This window comes from Microbacterium sp. (assembly GCF_003248605.1).
Classification (GTDB): Bacteria; Actinomycetota; Actinomycetes; order Actinomycetales; family Microbacteriaceae; genus Microbacterium.
Genome location: NZ_QFPF01000128.1, coordinates 1 through 17,558, shown reverse-complemented (window position 1 = coordinate 17,558; position 17,558 = coordinate 1). Strand labels below are relative to the sequence as shown.

Here is a 17,558-nt window from a genome sequence, read left to right as displayed (position 1 = left end):
GTCGGCCCGCGCGGCAGTGCTACACAACAGGATGCCGCGGTCGCCGACTTCTCGGAAAAGATTCTCTCGACCGACCCCCCGTACTACGACAACATCGGATACTCGGACCTTTCGGACTTCTTCTACGTTTGGCTCCGGCGCACGTTGCGGGATGTTCAGGCCAAGACCGTCGGCACAATGCTGACGCCGAAGAGCGAAGAGCTTGTGGCTAACCCCTACCGTCATGACGGAAGGTCGGGGGCAGAGAAGTTCTTCGTCGATGGCTTCAACTCTGTTTTCGGCAGGATCCGTGAGAGCGCGAATCTCGCGGTGCCGCTCACCGTCTACTACGCGTACAAACAGCAGGACACGCGGGACTCCGGCACTGCGTCAACCGGATGGCACACCCTTCTTGACGGGCTGATTGCCGCAGGGTGGGAAATCACCGCAACCTGGCCGATGCGTAGCGAGCTTGGGAACCGAATGATTGCAAGCGGAACCAACGCGCTCGCCTCCTCCATTGTTCTTGCCTGTCGCCCTCGCCCTGAGGATGCCCCGGCGACGACTCGACGTGCGTTCGTTGCTGCCCTGAAATCCGAGTTGCCCGAAGCTCTGCGCACGCTCATGCAGGGTGCGATCGCCCCGGTCGATCTTGCTCAAGCTGCTATCGGCCCTGGCATAGCAGTCTTCTCTCGCTACTCCAGAGTTCGCGATGCAGACGGCTCAGACATGAGCGTCAAGGATGCACTCGTGCTCGTCAACGCAACGCTCGACGAAGTCATTGGCGATCAGGAGTCAGATTTTGACCCAGATACCCGATTCGCAGTCAAGTGGTACCGCCAGTACGGCTGGACGCAGGAGAACTCCGGCATTGCTGACCAACTGGCACGCTCGTCCGACACGTCGATCGGGGCGCTTGAGCGCGGTGGCATCTTCGAGGCGAAAGGCGGCAAAGCACGCCTTCTCTCGCCGACTCAGCTGGAAGGCGCGTGGGATGTGGGCGCCGACGAGCGTGTCAGCGTCTGGGAGGCGACCGTGCGTTTGGCTGCGGTGATGGCGAAGCACGGTGCCGATCAAGTCGCCGCATTGCTTCCATCAGTGCAGACACGGGTGAACCTAGACGCGGTGAAGGAGCTCGGCTTCCTGCTCTTCCATGAGGCGGAGAAGAAGCGCGACACCAAGGACGCAATCCTGTTCAACGGGTTGGTGAGTGCGTGGGGTGACGTGAACGAGCAGGCGCGGAAGCATGTCGGTTCGCCGCGGGCCGTTCAGCAGGCGTTCGACTTCGATGAGGATGGGGACTGAGTTCGATGGCGATGAACAACCGTGACCGCGTGGGCAAGGCCTTCGACCTGTTGTCGGAGGGACTGCTTGATTCCGTCGACGAAGTGATGACCGCCGCCTACGGCACGTCTGACTGGCCCGCCGCGTGGGCACAAGAAGACGCTCAGCGCCGGGGTGGGCCCGCCCGAACGTTGACGAAACACGATGTCCAGGTGCAGCTTCGCGCGATCACCGAGCAGGGCTACCGCTTCAAGGACGTGCTGTCGCGTGCGCAACAGGGTTTCGGCTCCGAACTGCGCGAGACGCGAAATCTGTGGGCGCACAACGAGCCGTTCAGTTCTGATGACGCGGCGCGCGCGCTCGACACGATCGAGCGACTGCTCCATGCCGTCGGCGCAGTCGACTCCGCCGAAGACGTCCGCAAGCTCCGCGTCGACCTGCAGCGCACCGTCTTCGAGGATCAGACGCGCAAGCAGGTGAAGCGGACGACGGTGACCCTCGACCCGGGTTCAGGTCTGCGGCCCTGGCGCGAGGTGATCCGCCCGCACGATGATGTCGCACGCGGCGAGTTCACGGCATCCGAGTTCGCTGCCGACCTGCATCTCGTGCGAACAGGTCAGGCGACGAGCCCCGAGTATGGCGACCCGGTCGAGTTCTTCACCCGCACGTACCTCACCGAAGGTCTGCGGGATCTGCTGTCGCGCGCGCTCCGACGCGTGGGCGGCGGAGACGGCAACGCGAGCCCGGTCGTCAACCTGCAGACCAATTTCGGTGGCGGCAAGACGCACTCGATGCTCGCTCTCTACCACCTCTTCAGCGGCACGCCCGCGAAGGACTTCCCGCAGGAGCTGCAGGAACTCATTGCTGAGACCGGGAACCCGGATCTTGCGGCGCTGGGCGTGAAGCGCGTCGCACTGGTCGGCACGTACTTGAAGGCGGGATCGCCGCTCATCAAGGACGACGGGACCGAGGTGCGCACGCTCTGGGGCGAGCTCGCCTGGCAGCTCGGCGGCCGCGAAGCGTACGACCTCATTGCTGAGGACGACCGCGCCGGCACGAACCCGGGCGAAGCGTTGCGCACGCTGATCGCGAAGTATTCGCCGGCGCTGATCCTGATCGATGAGTGGGTCGCGTACGCGCGGCAGCTAGTGACAGACAAGGAGCTTCCGTCTGGTTCGTTCGAGACGCAGTTCACGTTCGCGCAGTCGCTGACGGAAGTCGTCCGATCGGTGCCTGGCGCGATGCTCGTCGTCTCGATCCCGGCATCCGACACCGGCGAAGCGGGGAGCGGAAGCGACATCGAGATCGGTGGCGCCAACGGTCAGCTCGCCCTGGAACGACTGCAGAACGTGATCCGCCGGGTCGCTGACCAGTGGCGGCCGTCGAGCAAGGACGAGTCTTTTGAGATCGTGCGGCGCCGACTCTTTCAGGCGCCCAACGCTGAGGGCCTCACCACGATCTCGGCGGTAGCTCGAAGCTTCGTCACCTTGTACCGGAGCAATACGGCGCTGTTCCCTCGGGATGCCGCGGCTCCGAGCGACGACTACGAACAGCGCATCCGAGCTTCGTATCCGCTGCACCCCGAATTGCTGGACCGCCTATACGAGGACTGGTCCACGCTAGAGCGCTTCCAGCGCACCCGTGGCGTGCTCAAGCTCGTGTCGTCGATCGTGCACGAGTTGTGGGCATCCAACGACACGTCCCCGCTGATCCTCCCCGGCAACGTGCCGCTGGAGGCGACGACAGTCAACACCGACCTCACCCAGTACCTCGAGGATCAGTGGAAGCCGATCATCGATTCCGACATCGACGGCCCAGGATCGATGGCGCAGCAGATCGACCTGGACCGCCCCAACCTGGGGCAGAGGTTCGTGACGCAGCGGATCGCGCGAACGATTTTCATGGGCGCCGCGCCCAGGATCAAGGCGTCGCGAAAGGGTCTCGACAAGCAGTACGTCTGGCTCGGAACCGCAGCACCCGGTGACACCCTCGGCAACTTCGGCAGTGCGATCGAGCTACTTGCTCAGCGCTCGACGTACTTCTACGAAGAGCAGGGCCACTACTGGTTCGATACCCAGCCATCGGTGACAAAGACCGCTAACGACTATGCCGAGCGGCTCCGTGAAGACGTCGAGACGGTGTGGAACGAGATCACCGATCGCCTCCGCGGCGAGGAACGCGCGCGCGGTGTGTTCGATCGTGTACACGTCGCCCCGGCATCCAGCGCCGACGTCCCCGACCTCGAGGATGCGCGACTGGTGATTGTTCACCCGCGCCACTCGCGGCGGAAGTCGGACGGCGCCGACTCGTCCGCCCACCAGTGGGTGCGCGACGCGATCGAGACCAAGGGCGCCAGCCAGCGCGTGCATCGCAACACCCTCGTCTTCCTCGTCGCCGACAAAGGCGAGCTGGAGAGCCTGGAGGCCGCCGCGCGCAGCTACCTCGCGTGGAAGCGTGTGCAGGCGACCAGCGAGAGCCTCAACCTGTCGGTGCAGCAGCGCAAGCAGACCGACGACTGGGTCACGCGCCTCGACCGGACGGTGTCAGACCGGATCCGCGACACCTTCGTGTGGGCGGTCTACCCTGAGCAGTTCGACGCCACCAAACCCTTCGAGCTGATCACGGATAAGGTGCCCGACTCGAGCGGCCGCTCTCTCGCGGAGCGTGTCGCCGCGAAGCTGTCCCGCGACGATCAGCTCGTGACGGAGCTCGGTGCGCCGATCCTCGGTGCCACACTGCATCAGGAGCTCGGACAGCTGTGGCGCGACAAGGGCGAGATCAGCGTCGGCGAGCTGTGGGGCTACTTCACCCGGTACGTGTACTTGCCGCGACTCGTTCGCCGGGAGACTCTCGACTCCGCGATCGAACGTTCGCTCAACTCCGTCCTCGTCGACGGCGAGAAGTTCGCGATCGCAACGGCGAAGGACACCGAAGCCGGTCGCTACCGGGGGCTGATCGTGCCTCCAGCGCACAACACCGCGATCCAGGTGACCGACAGCACGCTCCTCGTGGACTGGAACAAGGCTGACGAGCAAGCGTCCGCCGATCGCATCGCCGCGGCTCGTGAGGCTGCTGCGCGCGCGGCTGAGGAGGGTGCCGCGGAGGTTGGCCCGATCGACATCGTCCTTGTCGATGAAGAAGCGGACGAGTCGACGACGAACGAAGACGTCGTTGCACCGCGACGCCCGAGCCGCTACTTCGGCTCTGTGAAGGTCGACCCGGATCGGTACTCGAGGGACATCGGAAACGTGACCCGCGAGATCATCGATCGACTCGCGGGCGCTGGCGCGAGACTCGAGATCACGATCGACATCCAGGCCAGCAAGAGCGACGGCTTCGACGAGGGCGAGGTGCGCACGATCTCCGAGAACGCGCGCGTACTCAAGTTCGACCCGAGCTCCGGCTTCGAAAACTGACCAGAGTCTGGACCGGATCGATGACCCGATTCCTCGTATCGGCGGTTGCGCCGAATGGCAGCAGTATCGACCGTCAGCAGGTTGAAGCTGCCAGTGAGACGCAAGCTGCAGAGCAGTTCCTCGCCAACCACACCTGGGAGCCTCCGCTCCAGGTAACGTCCATCTCGCGGATGCCGAGTGACGGAGGCGCGTTCCCTGACTCGGTCACCATCAGACGTGCCGGCGTGTTTGGGATCGACTCGGATGGCTCGGAGCGCGACTTCATCGAGGTCTCGGACTGGTCGCATCCTGTTCAGTATTTCGTTGGCCGCAACGGCAGCGGAAAGTCAAAGGCTGCTCGCGCGATCGCTCTGGCCACAGGCGAGCGGCTCCTGACCACCGATCGCCTAGGGCGTGTTGATTAAGTCGGTCTTGATCCAGATGAGGGTCGAGGAGAGGCAGATGGCAGCGCGGTAGTTTCGGGCGAGTTTGTCTGATCGCATTGCGATGCCGCGCCACTGCTTGAGGCGGTTGAAGCATCGTTCGACGACGTTGCGGCCTTTGTAGCGTTCTCTCTGATCGGTGCCGAAGTCGATCGGCCGGCCCGGCTTCTTCCGGCGGTGCGCGATCTGATCGTCGCGTTCGGGGATGGTCGTCGCGATGCCGTGCGCGCGTAGCCAGGCCCGGTTCGCCTTCGATGGGTATCCCTTGTCAGCGAGTACCCGATCAGGTCGCGTGCGCGGGCGCCCTCGTGACGCGCGGGGCACGCAGATGTCATCGAGCGTGGCCGCGAGCATCGTGGTGTCGGCGGTGTTGCCGCCGGTGAGCACCATGCCCAACGGCCTGCCGCGCCCATCGGCGACCAGATGCACCTTCGTTGTCAGCCCGCCGCGGGAGCGCCCGATCGCGTGATCAGGCGGCTCGACCCGCGGATTCTTGTGATTCGGTGGAGCCCCCTGTGTCCCGAGGGAGGGTCGCACCGTGCTGATGCACGCGCGCGATCGTGGAGTCAATCGAGACCACCCAGTCGATCTTCCCGGCAGCGTCCGCCTGCTTCTGCACCTCGGCCAGCAGCTTCTCCCATGTGCCGTCCTCGGCCCACCGGTTGAAACGCTTGTAGATCGAGTTCCACTTCCCGAACCGCTCGGGCACGTCCCGCCACGGCGCGCCGGTGCGGAACTTCCACGCCATCCCCTCAACGGCGAGACGGTGATCCGTCCACGGCGGCATCAACGGCTCCAGCACAGCCCACACCTCGTCAGAGATCTCTTGTCGCGTCACCCGTCAAGACTCGCCCACGAGACGCCGAAACATCTTGATCAACGCGGCCTAGTGCTCGGCCTTCTTTCCGTCGTCGCAGCGATCGTGGGCTTCCTGGCCCTCGTCTGACGGCCCTCCCTCCCGGCTGCCTACCTTCACGGCAGCCGGGAGCGGCGTCGACACCCTCGTCACCCTGCACCGCGGGGCGCGGACCGGATTCCTGCAGGGATGGAGGTGGCGCGATAACCGGGGCGCGGCGGTCTACCCTGAAAGACGGTGCGGCCGCCCTGAGTGCAACACCGCGCCGACCCGGAGATCGGCGCGGTGTTGGGGTGTGGGTCAGTCAGGACCGGCCGTAAACCCGGACGTCGTCGTTGCCGATGAGGTCGGGCACGGTCCACCCGTCGAGATCATATTCGCCGAGGAACTGCTCGGCGAGACCGCGCATCTTGTCGGCATCGCCTCGGCCCTGTGCCGCGAACAGGACCTCAGCCTTGACATTCTCGTGGTTGCCGGAGTAGTTGCGCTCGTAGAGCTCGTGGCGACCGCCGAACTCGGAGCCAACGGCATCCCACAGCGCCTTCATGACTTTGACTCGATCGACGGCTTCAATGCCGTCCGATCCTCGCACGTACTTGTCGAGGTACGGGCGCACCTCGGGATTCTGGAAATCGGCGGCGGAGGAAGGCAGATAGATCAAGCCGGACGCGACATCCTGCTCGATGATCTCCTTCACACGCGGGTATCCGGAGATCATGAACTGCCGGTAGGTGAGGCCGTACTCGAGCTTCGGGATGACGGCGTCGCCCAGCCAAGGCTCGGGGTCGCGCGCCATCACTTCGCTCAGTCCCCAGAACAGGTTGCGCCAGCCGATGACCTCGCCGACGCGTGTCTGCACGCCGCGGAACCCGCCCGATCCGGTCGAGTCCAGGGCCTTGAGCAGCAGCCCGGCGATGAAGTCGAGCTTCACTGCGAGGCGAGTACACCCCTGGAAGGTGAAGCGGGGGAGGAATCCGGATTGCGGGAAGAAGGCGTTGATGCGGTCGACGTCGCCGTACATGAACACGTTCTCCCAGGGCACCAGCACCTTATCGAAGATGAAGATCGCGTCGTTCTCGTCCATCCGGCTCGAAAGCGGGTAGTCGAACGGGGTGCCGACGACGGCCGCGTTCTGTGCGTAGGACGTGCGAGAGATCAGTTTGATGCCGGGCGCGTCCATCGGCACCGTGCAGATGAGCGCGAACTCCTTCTTCTTGATCGGCAGGCCGTAGTGCGCGATGAAGTTGTAGTTTGTGATCGCCGAGCCGGTCGCGACGACCTTTGCCCCGGAGACGATCAAGCCGGCATCGGTCTCCTTCTCCACCTTCATGTAGACGTCGCCGACCTGGTCGGGAGGCAGTTGACGATCGACCGGCGGGTTGATGATCGCGTGGTTCCAGTACAAGACCTTCTCCTGGGACTCGCGGTACCAGCGTTCTGCGTTGTCCTGGAAGGGCGCGTAGAGCTCCCGGTTCGCGTGGAGCGTTCCGAGGAAGCTGGCCTTGTAGTCGGGGCTGCGGCCCATCCACCCGTAGCTGATGCGTGCCCACGCGGCGATCGCGTCGCGTTCGCGAAGGAGGTCGTCGGAGTTCTTCGGCGTCTTGAAGAAGGGCATGGTCACACCCCCGTTGCCGGTGTCGGTCGGTGCGGTGACTGTGTCGACGAGCGGTCCGGTGTGCATCGAGTCGTACATGCGGGCGACCATGCGGACCGAGTTGCGGAACGCGGGATGCGTCGTCACGTCGCCGACGCGCTCGCCGTGGAGGTAGATCTCGCGACCATCCCTCAGCGATTCGATGTACTCGTCGCCCGTCATCGGACGCGTCGCGAAGTTCTGGGTCGTCGACGGTGTCGCCGGTTCGGAAATTGTCATGGGTGTTCCTTTCGTGTGCGTAACGGGTCAGGCGGAGTGCGCGTGAATGGGGATGAAGCGTGTGGCGGCGTCGAACCAACCTGCGGCGGGGTCGTCGAAGGAGCCGTTCCACAAGGCTGTGCCGGACGGGAATCCGAGTTCGTGGAAGGTGCTGCGATAGAAGACGAGCGGACGCACGTCGTTCACGACGGCGTCGATGATCTCGCCGACGACGATGAGGTGGTCGCCCCCGTCATATTGACGCCACGGCATGCAGGAGAGAGTGGCGGCGCAACCGGGGATGATCGGGGCGACCGGACCGTTCTCCCACGCAGGCTCATCGATACGCGGCCTGCCTGCGAAGTGCAGAGCGACGTCCACCTGATCCGCCGCGAGGATATTGACCGCGAACGGCGACCCGTCAAGATACTGCGCCGCTCGAGAGCGGCGAGTAACGGTGACTTGGCACAGGCGCGGCTCGAGCGACACGGCCGTGTACGCCGTTACTGTCGCACCGTGCGGATTGCCTTCCAGGTCGCTGCAGGTCACCACGGTCACTCCGCTGGCGAACTGCCCGAAGATGTTGCTGAGTGGTCGGATCGCGCGGAAACCGCACGGGGTTCGGCAAGGACGATCTCAGGAACCACGCAGCGTGTCGGAGGGCTTCTCGCCGTACGCGCGCCGGTAGTCGGATGCGAATCGTCCCAGATGGCCGAAACCCCATGCCGCGGCCACTTCGGCAACGGTGCCGCGAGCATCGAGCAAGTCTGCATGGGCGCGCGAGAGTCGAACGCGTACGAGGTGCTCACGCGGCGATTCGCCAAGATATGAGCGAAAACCCTCCTGCAGCCTGCGTACCGACACTCCTGCCATCGCAGCCATGTCGCCGGCGGTCCAAGGCAGTTCGGGGGCTGCTTCGATCCGATCGACGACGCGACGCACGATTCCCGGTGCGGCTGGCGTGGGAGATTCGTCGGGAAGCAGCGCAAGGACGAAGGAGTCGGCGATCGCGCCCGCCAGCTGCGTCTGCGCGCTGGCAGGCAGGGCGGGTTGGCGGTGAAGCGCGGCCACCAGCTGGAACCAGGCCTTGCCCGCGGGCGTGTCGAGATGAATCCTATTGGGCAGCTTGCGCGAGCCGCCCGCAACGCGTGCGACTTGCCGCACCAGGAAATCGCGGTCGAACCTGACGCCGAGGATGTTGCAGGTCGGCGACCATTGGCGGATCAGCACTGGCGTGTCGGCGGGATAGACGGTGGCTGAATGCGGAGTCGAGAGGAGATCCTCGCGGCCGATGACCGAGTGCAGGCTGCCGCTTAGAGGGACGTTGACCGCTACGCCGCCACGATGCTCGGTCTCAACGTCGACGAGCGCGCCCCACCCGATCCGGGCGATTCGGACCCCGTCGAACTGCACGCCGCTCACGGTCATGTGCGAGGCATCTGTGTGCGCTGCCGGCCGAAGGCGGTGGGCGAAGTATGCCGAGGACACGGCATGCGACGCCTCGTCCCAGTCGCGGGACGCCGGGCGGGTTTCATCATCGATGCGCATTGCGGGAGCACTTCCTCGTACCGCGGACGCGGCCTTCTCCGTGGGACCGAGGTTGCCACACATACTTCCAGCTCGACCGATGCATCCATATCTTCTTCGTTCTGATCGAGACGAAAATCCACGAATCATATGATCCGTGGACGATGACGACGCCACCAAACGGGGCTAGGGCGACTAGTGATATCTTCACGATATGAATGAGGAGGAATTGAGTATTTCCGCTGCGAGCAACGCCGAAGTAGCGTTCCCAGAGTCCCGCAGGTCAACGAGCCTCGTGCTGGACACACGGAACCTGAGGTACTTCGTCGCTGTGGCAGAGGAACGGCATTTCGGGCGAGCGGCCGACAGGTTGAGGATCGCTCAACCGCCTCTCTCACAGCAGATCAGGCGACTGGAGAAGTCGCTTGGAACGAGACTTTTCAATCGCACGACGAGGAGCGTGGAGATGACAGCGGCAGGAGAAGCGCTTCTCGTGCGAGGGCGGCGGATACTCGAAGATCTCCAGTCGCTCGAGGGTGACGTGCGCCGCATGGGCCAGGGGCTCCGCGGAACGCTGCGGATCGGCTTCACCGGTTCGGCGACCTACGGGATCATGCCCCGCGTCGTCCGCGAGGCATCGAGGGCGTTCGAAGGCATGTCGCTCGAGGTGCAGGGCGAACTGCTCACCCCGTCGCTGGTCCAAGAATTGCTCGATCATCGGATCGACATCGCGTTGCTCCGTCCACCCGTCGCGAGCACCGACATCCAAGTGTCGATCGTCGCCCGTGAGCGGCTCGTTGCCGCTCTGCCGGCGCATTCCCGCCTCGCGGACCGGGGAGCGATCTCACTGGCTGACCTCGTCGGGCACGCCCTGGTGGGATATCCGGACGGTTCATCCGTTTCCCAAGCCGTCGGAGCCGAATGCCTTCGCCAGGGGATAGCGCTCAAGTACCGCCAGCGGGTCACCGAGACTTCGACCCTCCTTTCGCTCGTGGCAGCTGGGGTCGGTGCTGCGGTCATCCCTGAATCCGCCACGGCGTTGAGTATCGGAGGCAGCGCGTTCCGCGAGATCCTCGACGCCCCCTCCGTCGAACTCGCGATCGCCTGGCGAGACGGCGATACCTCGCCGGTCGTTCAAAGGTTCATCCCGTTTATCGGAGATGTCGTCTCCGCCTATCGGGGTGGTTCGAGATGATCATCGACCGCGTGGAGGCGATCCCCTACACGATTCCGATGCGCAAGCCCCTGCATTTCGCCAGCGGCGAGGTGCACGAGATGGGGCACGTCCTCCTGCGGGTCGGTACCACCGACGGCATCGTCGGCGTCGCCGATATCCCGCCGCGTCCGTACACGTACGGCGAGACGCAGCCGTCGGTGGTTGCGGTGATCGAGAAGGTCTTCGCGCCCATCCTCGTCGGCGCGGATCCACTCGACCGCGCGCGCGTCCACGCCCGATTGCACCGTACCGTTGGCAATGTCACCGCCAAAGCCGGCGTAGACATCGCACTCTGGGACATCCTCGGCAAATCTCTCGGCGTCTCAGTGCATCGGCTCCTCGGTGGATTCACCGACTCGCTCCGCGTCTCCCACATGGTCGGGTTCGCCTCCGGGCCCCAAATGGTCGCCGAGGCGCTAGAGTACAACGAGTTGTACGGTGTCGAAGTTTTCAAGGTCAAGGTCGGCCGGCGCCCGCTTCGACTCGACGTGGACGCCTGCAGAGCACTGCGCGAGGCGCTCGGCCCCGACGTGGAGCTCTACATCGACGCCAACCGCGGCTGGACGGCAGTCGAGGCGATGGAGGTGCTCGAGGCTACCCATGATCTGGGCCTCACCTTCTTCGAGGAGCCCTGCGATGCGGCCGAAATCCTGGGGCGGCGAAGGCTCGTCGCTCATTCGCGAATTCCGATCGTCGCGGACGAGAGCGCCTCGACATTGGGAGACGCCGCCCGGGAACTGACGACGGGTGGAGCCAGCGCCTTGAGTGTGAAGACGGCTCGCACCGGCTTCACACAGTCCGCCAAGCTACTCGGCCTCGCGGAGGGCTTGGGCATCGAAGTGATCATGGGCAATCAGATCGACTCTCGTGTGGGAAGCACGGCGAGCGTCGTGTTCGGCGCAGCGTTCGAGCATTCCTCCAGGAGGGCCGCAGAGCTGTCCAACTTTCTCGAGATGTCCGACGATCTCGCGGCGACTCCGCTGCGCATTGAGCGGGGGAGGATGGTCGCCCCTTCGACCCCGGGCGTCGGCGTCGACATCGACGAGGAGAAGCTCGCTCGGTATCGGCTGGACCAAAGGGTGGCCTGACGTGCTCTTTCACGTGCGGATGGACGTTCAGCTCCCCGCCGAAATGGACCCAACGGTCGCCGCGAAGCTCAAAGAACGCGAACGGCACTATTCCCAGCAGCTGCAGCGCGACGGGCGATGGCGTGAGCTGTGGCGGATCGTGGGCGAATACGCGAACATCTCGATCTTCGACGTGTCCGGGAACGACGAGCTCCACGAACTACTGAGCACCCTTCCGCTCTTCCCCTACATGTCTGTCGCCGTGACGCCGTTGACAGTCCATCCTTCCCGCATCGCCGACGACCGGGACACCTGAACCCCATCCGCCCCACCCACCAACGAAGGAGTTGCCATGACCGACACAAGTTATGTCGAGGAGACCGCCGCGCGTGCCGCCGCATCCGGCCAGAGCGCCACTGCCCGGTTCCGGGAGCGCAGCATCGAAGGCGCGACGGCCGACCGTGAACGCGTGAGCCGACTTGCGTCTCGCGTCATCAAGGCGATCAACGACACCGTCATCGATGAACGTGTGACCTATGACGAGTACAACGCGCTCAAAGCGTGGTTGATCAAGGTCGGCGAGGATGGCGAATGGCCGCTTTTCCTCGACGTGTGGGTCGAGCACTCCGTCGAGGAGGTCGCCAACGACCACCGTGCCGGAAGCAAAGGAACGATCGAGGGGCCGTACTACGTCGAGGACGCACCCACGCTGCCGTGGAACGGCACGGTTCCTATGCGCGACGACGAGCCCGGGCGGCCCCTGCTGTTCCAGGGACAGGTCCGCAGCGTGGACGGAACCCCACTGCCTTCCGCCAAGATCGAACTCTGGCACGCGGACAACCTCGGGTTCTACTCGCAGTTCGCACCGGGTCTGCCCGAATGGAACCTGCGTGGCACCTTCATCGCGGACGACGACGGGCGGTTCGAAATCCACACCATCGAACCCGCGCCCTATCAGATTCCCACCGACGGTGCGTGCGGGCAATTGATCGCCGCCGCTGGCTGGCATGCGTGGAGGCCTGCCCACCTGCACCTCAAGGTCTCACATGAAGGGTACGAGTTGCTGACGACGCAGCTCTACTTCCCCGGTGACCCGCACAACGATGACGACATCGCGGGTGCCGTTAAGCCCGAACTGATCCTCGACCCGAGTCCGCGCGCAAACGGAGATGGGTACGAGGTGGTCTACGACTTCGTGCTCGACCCGCAATGATCGCACGGCGGGCGGGAGCCGAGACCGCCCCGCCCGTCGTGGCGTCGTACTCCTGGTCGAGGGATCCGTCTTGAGTCCGCCTCGCCTCCGCCTGAACACACTCAGTGGACGCGGCGACGCTCCCGTTCTCGTGCTCGGACCATCTCTCGGCACCGCGGCGGAAGTGTTGTGGGGCGAGGTCGCCTCGGAGCTGCGCCACCAGTACCGGGTGATGACGTGGGACCTCCCGGGCCACGCCCACGCGCCCGCGGCCATCGCGTCCTTCCACGTGGCTGACATCGCCGACGCCGTGCATCAAGCGGCACAGGAGCACGGAGTCCACCGATACGCATACGCGGGAGTGTCCTTCGGTGGGGCCGTCGGGCTGTGCCTCGCGCTCCGGCATCCCGATGACGTCCTCTCTCTCGCCGTAATCGCATCAGGTGGGAACCTGGGTAGCCCGCAGGAGTGGCGCGAGCGGGCACAACTGGTGCGGGAGCGAGGCGTCTCCGCCGTCGTGGCGAGATCGGATGCGCGCTGGTTCGCTCCCACGACTCCGAGGCGCGGCCGGAAGCCGCGCGAAGCGCTGCTCGAGGGTCTTCGCGAGACCGACCCCGAGAGCTATGCGCAGTGTTGTCTCGCCCTCGCCGACTACGACGTGCGAAGCGAGTTGACCCGCATCCTTGCTCCGACGGTGGTCATCTGGGGTGCGCACGACACAGTCGCACCCGAGATGGTTGCCCGCGAGGTCGCGAATGGAGTACCTCGCGGCACGGCGATTCGGATGCAGCACGTCGCCCACCAACCTCCGTTCGAGGATCCCGTAGAGACGGCTTGGCTGTTACGGGAGCACCTGACCGGCACCCTCGGCGGGCCAGTCGACTCCATGCGGAGGCGGCGCCATGAATGACGACACCGTGACGGGATTCTCCTTCAGGGGACTGCAGACCCCCGTCACCTTCGGCCGCGGCAGCGTGGGCAGAATCGGAGAGATCCTTGCGCGTGTGGGGATCGAGCGCGTCGTCGTCCTCACAACCTCACGGGGGGCCGGAGTGTTCAGCAACGTCCAGCGGTCTGTCGACCTTCACGGCGTGGTCGGGGTCTTCGACGGATCGCGGGAACACGTTCCGGTCGAGGCGGTCGCCGAGGCATGGTCGATTGCCGAACGATCCGGCGCAGACGGTGCCATCGCGCTGGGCGGGGGGTCCTCCGTGGGTCTCGCGAAGGCGCTCGCGCGCCGCCACAACCTGCCGTACGTAGCCGTCCCCACCACGCTCGCCGGCTCGGAGATGACTTCCATCTGGGGTGAGACGGACGGACAGCGAAAGGCGACGGGCCGAGACGCCGAGGTGCGGGCCCGTGAGGTGGTGTACGACCCAGACCTCGTGGACGATCTTCCCGTCTCGCTCGCTGCGCAGTCAGCGGTCAACGCGCTCGCCCACGTGGCCGAGTCGGCGTATGCGCCAGACTCATCGCCCGTCGTGCGCGCCGTCGCACGTGAGGCGGCGCACTCGTTGGCCGCCGGTCTGCGATCCCTCGGCGAGGCGAACGTCCGCGCAAGCGACCCTCTCCTGGTTGGCGCGATGCTCGCCGGCATGTGCCTGGACGCGACGACGATGGGGCTGCACCATGCGGTGTGCCACGCCCTCGGGGGGTCGCTCTCCCTGCCGCACGCCGCGACACACTCGATCGTGCTCCCTCACTCGCTTGCTCTGACGTGCACGATCACGCCCCTTGGCGTCGAACTGCTGGGCCAAGCGTTCGACACGCGGATGCCGGGCCAGCGCTTGCAGTCGATACTCGCGGGCGTGGGTGCTCCGATCTCCCTGGAATCGCTCGGTGCGGCGCGTGACGATGTCGTGGGAGTGGCACCAGATGTGCTGCGGCGAATGTCGGAACATCCCGGCGCAGCATCGAACTTCTCGCAAGCGCAGGTTGAAGGCCTGCTCTTCGATGCGTGGAAGGGTGTGCGAGTCGATGCCTAATGCCGTCGAAAGCGCGACTTGACGCGGTCGACGCGGCCCGCCAAGCCGAGTACGACGCACACCTCGCCGAGCGCGCGGCGAAGGAGCAGGCGGCGGGGAAGAAGCTGCGGGGACGCAAACCCAAGCCCCCGGCGGAGAAGGCACCGAAGACGAACCCGCCGAAAGTGAACACGACCGACCCAGAGTCACGGATGATGCCGATCCGGAACGGGTGGGTGCAGGGCTACAACGCGCAAGCGGTCGCGACCGAGTCGCAGATCATCATCGCGTGCGATGTCACCCAGGACACCGGCGACACCGCCCAGCTCACCCCGATGATCGCCGCCGCTAACCGAGAGCTAGACGCAGCCGGTGTCACCGAGCCCATCGGGGTCGTGCTCGGCGACGCCGGATACTGCACCGAAGCCGTCCTCGCCGGCCTGCCCGACGACGGGCCGGACTCCTACCTCGCCGCACGCAACATGCGTCACGGGAAGCCCCGCGTCGGATCCCGCGGACGCCTGCCCGCGGGCGCGACGCTGATGGACAAGATGGACCGGAAGGTGTCCCGCAAGGCCGGACGGGTCCACTACGACAAACGCAAGTGGATCATCGAGCCTGTCTTCGGTCAGATCAAGACCGGCAGAGGAATCCGCTCTTTCACCCGCCGCGGCTTCCACGCCGCGACAGCCGAGTGGAAGCTCATCGCCGCGACCCACAACCTCCGCAAGCTCCACCGCCACCTGCTCGCCACAGCCGCCGCCCCGATCACTGCGATCTGACCGGCCAACGCGGCGGAGCCAACGAGCTGACCGCGTCCAACACGCGTCCTCAACCAGCGCGCACGACGCTCATCAGCCCCTCGAGACCGCCGCCCGCTCGAGCGTCGGGACCGACGCCCCACTGACCACACCACCCCGCCACACATTCACGCGACAGCCTCCCCAAGGCAACGTTTTCATCCGCCTCGAGCACGAACGCGCGAGCACGGCGGCGAGAAGCGATGTCGCATACGCGCCCATCTGCCCATTCGCCACATCTTCAGCGTGACGGCGCAGCCAGCAGGCACTCACCCAAGAACCCATTTGATTGAGGCGTCTGTCCGGTGATCGTGTAGTCGCGTCACACGTGATGCACCATCCGACCGACGCGCTCGCAGGCTCGCCGCTTCTCCACGCGGTGAGGAACAACAGAGAGTGAGCTATTGCACAGGGGGCGGCGGTCAGCGTCACGGCTAGTAGCGGCGACGGAGTGTCCAATCGCCGAGCGTTACCCAAGAGTACGGGATCTTGGCGTTGACCCACTCGGCTTGCTCCGCCAGGTGTTCGTCATCCTGGGACTGTCTGATTAACGGTGGATCTGGTCTGGCCTGACTGAAAGGAAGGGCGATGACCGATGTCATCGAGATGATCGATCCTGTGACGGGAGAGATCATCGATGAGCAGCAGCTCGCGGAGCAGCTGCTGAAGCAGGCGAAGGAACAGGGTGTCGACCTCGTCGGCCCCGACGGGGTGCTGAACGGGCTCACCAAGCGGGTGCTGGAGACAGCGCTCGAGGCGGAGATGACCGAGCATCTTGGCTACGAGAAGCACGGCAACACGATCGCCGAGAACGCTCGCAACGGGATCCGTTCGAAGACGGTGCTGACCGAGGTCGGTCCCGTCGAGATCGACGTTCCCAGAGACCGTGAGGGGTCGTTCGAGCCGAAGATCGTGAAGAAGCGGCAGCGGCGCCTGACCGGCGTCGATGAGATCGTGCTGTCGTTGACCGCGCGGGGGCTGACGACCGGCGAGGTGGCGGCGCACTTCGACGATGTCTACGGGGCGTCGGTGTCGAAGGACACGATCTCGAGGATCACCGACAAGGTCATCGAGGAGATGACCGAATGGCAGAACCGTCCGCTGGATCGCGTCTACCCGGTGGTGTTCATCGATGCTCTGGTGGTGAAGGTCCGAGACGGGCAGGTGCGGAACAAGCCGTTCTATATCGCCGTGGGCGTTACCGTGAACGGGGAGCGCGAGATCCTCGGGATCTGGGCCGGCGATGGCGGGGAGGGGGCGAAGTTCTGGCTCGGCGTGTTGACGGAGATCAAGAACCGTGGCGCCGAGGATGTCTGCATCGTCGTCTGTGACGGGCTGAAGGGTCTGCCGGAATCGATCAACACCGCCTGGCCGCTCGCGACGGTGCAGACCTGCATCATCCATCTGATCCGCAACACGTTCCGGTTCGCGTCTCGCCATTACTGGGAAGAGATGGGCAAGGACCTGCGTCCTGTCTACACGGCGCCGACCGAAGCGGCCGCTCGTGAGCGATTCGTGGAGTTCGACGCGAAATGGGGTCAACAGTATCCGGCGATCAGCAAGCTCTGGCAGAACGCCTGGAGTGAGTTCGTGCCGTTCCTGGACTGGGACGTGGAAATCCGACGGATCATCTGCAGCACGAACGCGATCGAGTCACTCAACGCCCGGTACCGCAGAGCAGTCCGCGCACGCGGGCACTTCCCGAACGACGCCGCCGCGCTGAAATGCCTCTACCTCGTGACCAGATCGCTTGACCCGACCGGGCGCGGCAGGGCACGCTGGGCGACGAGATGGAAGCCGGCGCTGAACGCGTTCGCGATCGCATTCGAAGGCCGAATCAACTAATGAACGCCAAACCAGATCCACCGTTTATCGGACACACCCGCGAGACGGTGATCCGTCCACGGCCGAGACCGGCCCGTCACCGTCGGCATCAACGGCTCCAGCACAGCCCACACCTCGTCAGAGATCTCTTGTCGCGTC

General features: G+C 65.1%; 14 protein-coding genes and 1 pseudogene. 11 read left to right on the top strand and 4 right to left on the bottom strand.

All coding sequences use genetic code 11. The features are described from left to right. The 3 genes and pseudogenes from DI573_RS13355 to DI573_RS13345 form a co-directional block, all read left to right on the top strand. Positions 1-1,284, top strand: a pseudogene (locus DI573_RS13355) (hypothetical protein); the annotation flags it as partial. A gap of 5 nt (positions 1,285-1,289) precedes the next feature. After that, positions 1,290-4,679, top strand: coding sequence for a DUF499 domain-containing protein (locus tag DI573_RS13350; RefSeq protein ID WP_292815249.1), 3,390 nt, complete (start codon positions 1,290-1,292; stop codon positions 4,677-4,679). A 20-nt stretch (positions 4,680-4,699) separates the two neighbouring features. Beyond that, positions 4,700-5,083 carry a hypothetical protein gene (locus tag DI573_RS13345; RefSeq protein ID WP_292815247.1) on the top strand — a complete coding sequence of 128 codons (384 nt, stop codon included), beginning with the start codon at positions 4,700-4,702 and terminating at the stop codon, positions 5,081-5,083. On the opposite strand, the gene DI573_RS13340 is transcribed toward DI573_RS13345, so the two are convergent. The 4 genes from DI573_RS13340 to DI573_RS13325 form a co-directional block, all read right to left on the bottom strand. Continuing rightward, positions 5,066-5,939 (bottom strand): IS5 family transposase gene (locus DI573_RS13340; protein ID WP_292815241.1). Its coding sequence is split into 2 segments (ribosomal slippage): positions 5,066-5,614 and positions 5,616-5,939, totalling 873 coding nucleotides; the frame shifts between segments, so codons are not numbered across the junction. The two genes, DI573_RS13345 and DI573_RS13340, sit on opposite strands and share 18 nt — an antisense overlap. Positions 5,940-6,261: 322 nt before the next feature. Beyond that, positions 6,262-7,830, bottom strand: coding sequence for a 4-hydroxyphenylacetate 3-hydroxylase N-terminal domain-containing protein (locus tag DI573_RS13335; RefSeq protein WP_292815238.1), 1,569 nt, complete (start codon positions 7,828-7,830; stop codon positions 6,262-6,264). Between the two features lie 27 nt (positions 7,831-7,857). Further along, positions 7,858-8,391, bottom strand: coding sequence for a flavin reductase family protein (locus DI573_RS13330; protein ID WP_292815255.1), 534 nt, complete (start codon positions 8,389-8,391; stop codon positions 7,858-7,860). A gap of 54 nt (positions 8,392-8,445) precedes the next feature. Beyond that, on the bottom strand, positions 8,446-9,357 hold the full coding sequence (locus DI573_RS13325) for an AraC family transcriptional regulator (RefSeq protein WP_292815235.1): 912 nt from the start codon (positions 9,355-9,357) through the stop codon (positions 8,446-8,448). 193 nt (positions 9,358-9,550) lie between these two features. On the opposite strand from DI573_RS13325, the gene DI573_RS13320 reads away from it, so the two are divergent. The 8 genes from DI573_RS13320 (at position 9,551) to DI573_RS13285 (ending at position 17,420) form a co-directional block, all read left to right on the top strand. Next, on the top strand, positions 9,551-10,531 hold the full coding sequence (locus DI573_RS13320) for a LysR substrate-binding domain-containing protein (protein ID WP_292815233.1): 981 nt from the start codon (positions 9,551-9,553) through the stop codon (positions 10,529-10,531). Next, on the top strand, positions 10,528-11,640 hold the full coding sequence (locus DI573_RS13315; RefSeq protein WP_292815230.1) for an enolase C-terminal domain-like protein: 1,113 nt from the start codon (positions 10,528-10,530) through the stop codon (positions 11,638-11,640). The genes DI573_RS13320 and DI573_RS13315 overlap by 4 nt, the downstream gene beginning before the upstream one ends. A gap of 1 nt (position 11,641) precedes the next feature. Further along, entirely contained in the window at positions 11,642-11,935 is a 294-nt protein-coding gene (catC, locus tag DI573_RS13310) for a muconolactone Delta-isomerase (protein ID WP_292815227.1), read from the top strand. Between the two features lie 36 nt (positions 11,936-11,971). Continuing rightward, positions 11,972-12,832 (top strand): catechol 1,2-dioxygenase, encoded by an 861-nt coding sequence (gene catA / locus DI573_RS13305; RefSeq protein ID WP_292815225.1) that lies wholly within the window; start codon positions 11,972-11,974, stop codon positions 12,830-12,832. Positions 12,833-12,962: 130 nt separating this feature from the next. After that, positions 12,963-13,721 (top strand): alpha/beta fold hydrolase, encoded by a 759-nt coding sequence (locus DI573_RS13300; protein ID WP_292815222.1) that lies wholly within the window; start codon positions 12,963-12,965, stop codon positions 13,719-13,721. Beyond that, positions 13,714-14,796: an iron-containing alcohol dehydrogenase gene (locus DI573_RS13295; protein ID WP_292815220.1), complete on the top strand. Its 1,083-nt coding sequence runs from the start codon at positions 13,714-13,716 to the stop codon at positions 14,794-14,796. Before DI573_RS13300 ends, DI573_RS13295 begins: the two co-directional genes overlap by 8 nt. Beyond that, positions 14,796-15,557: a transposase gene (locus DI573_RS13290; protein ID WP_292815217.1), complete on the top strand. Its 762-nt coding sequence runs from the start codon at positions 14,796-14,798 to the stop codon at positions 15,555-15,557. Before DI573_RS13295 ends, DI573_RS13290 begins: the two co-directional genes overlap by 1 nt. Before the next feature lie 624 nt (positions 15,558-16,181). Next, positions 16,182-17,420, top strand: coding sequence for an IS256 family transposase (locus tag DI573_RS13285; RefSeq protein ID WP_292815252.1), 1,239 nt, complete (start codon positions 16,182-16,184; stop codon positions 17,418-17,420). Positions 17,421-17,558 lie beyond the last annotated feature (138 nt).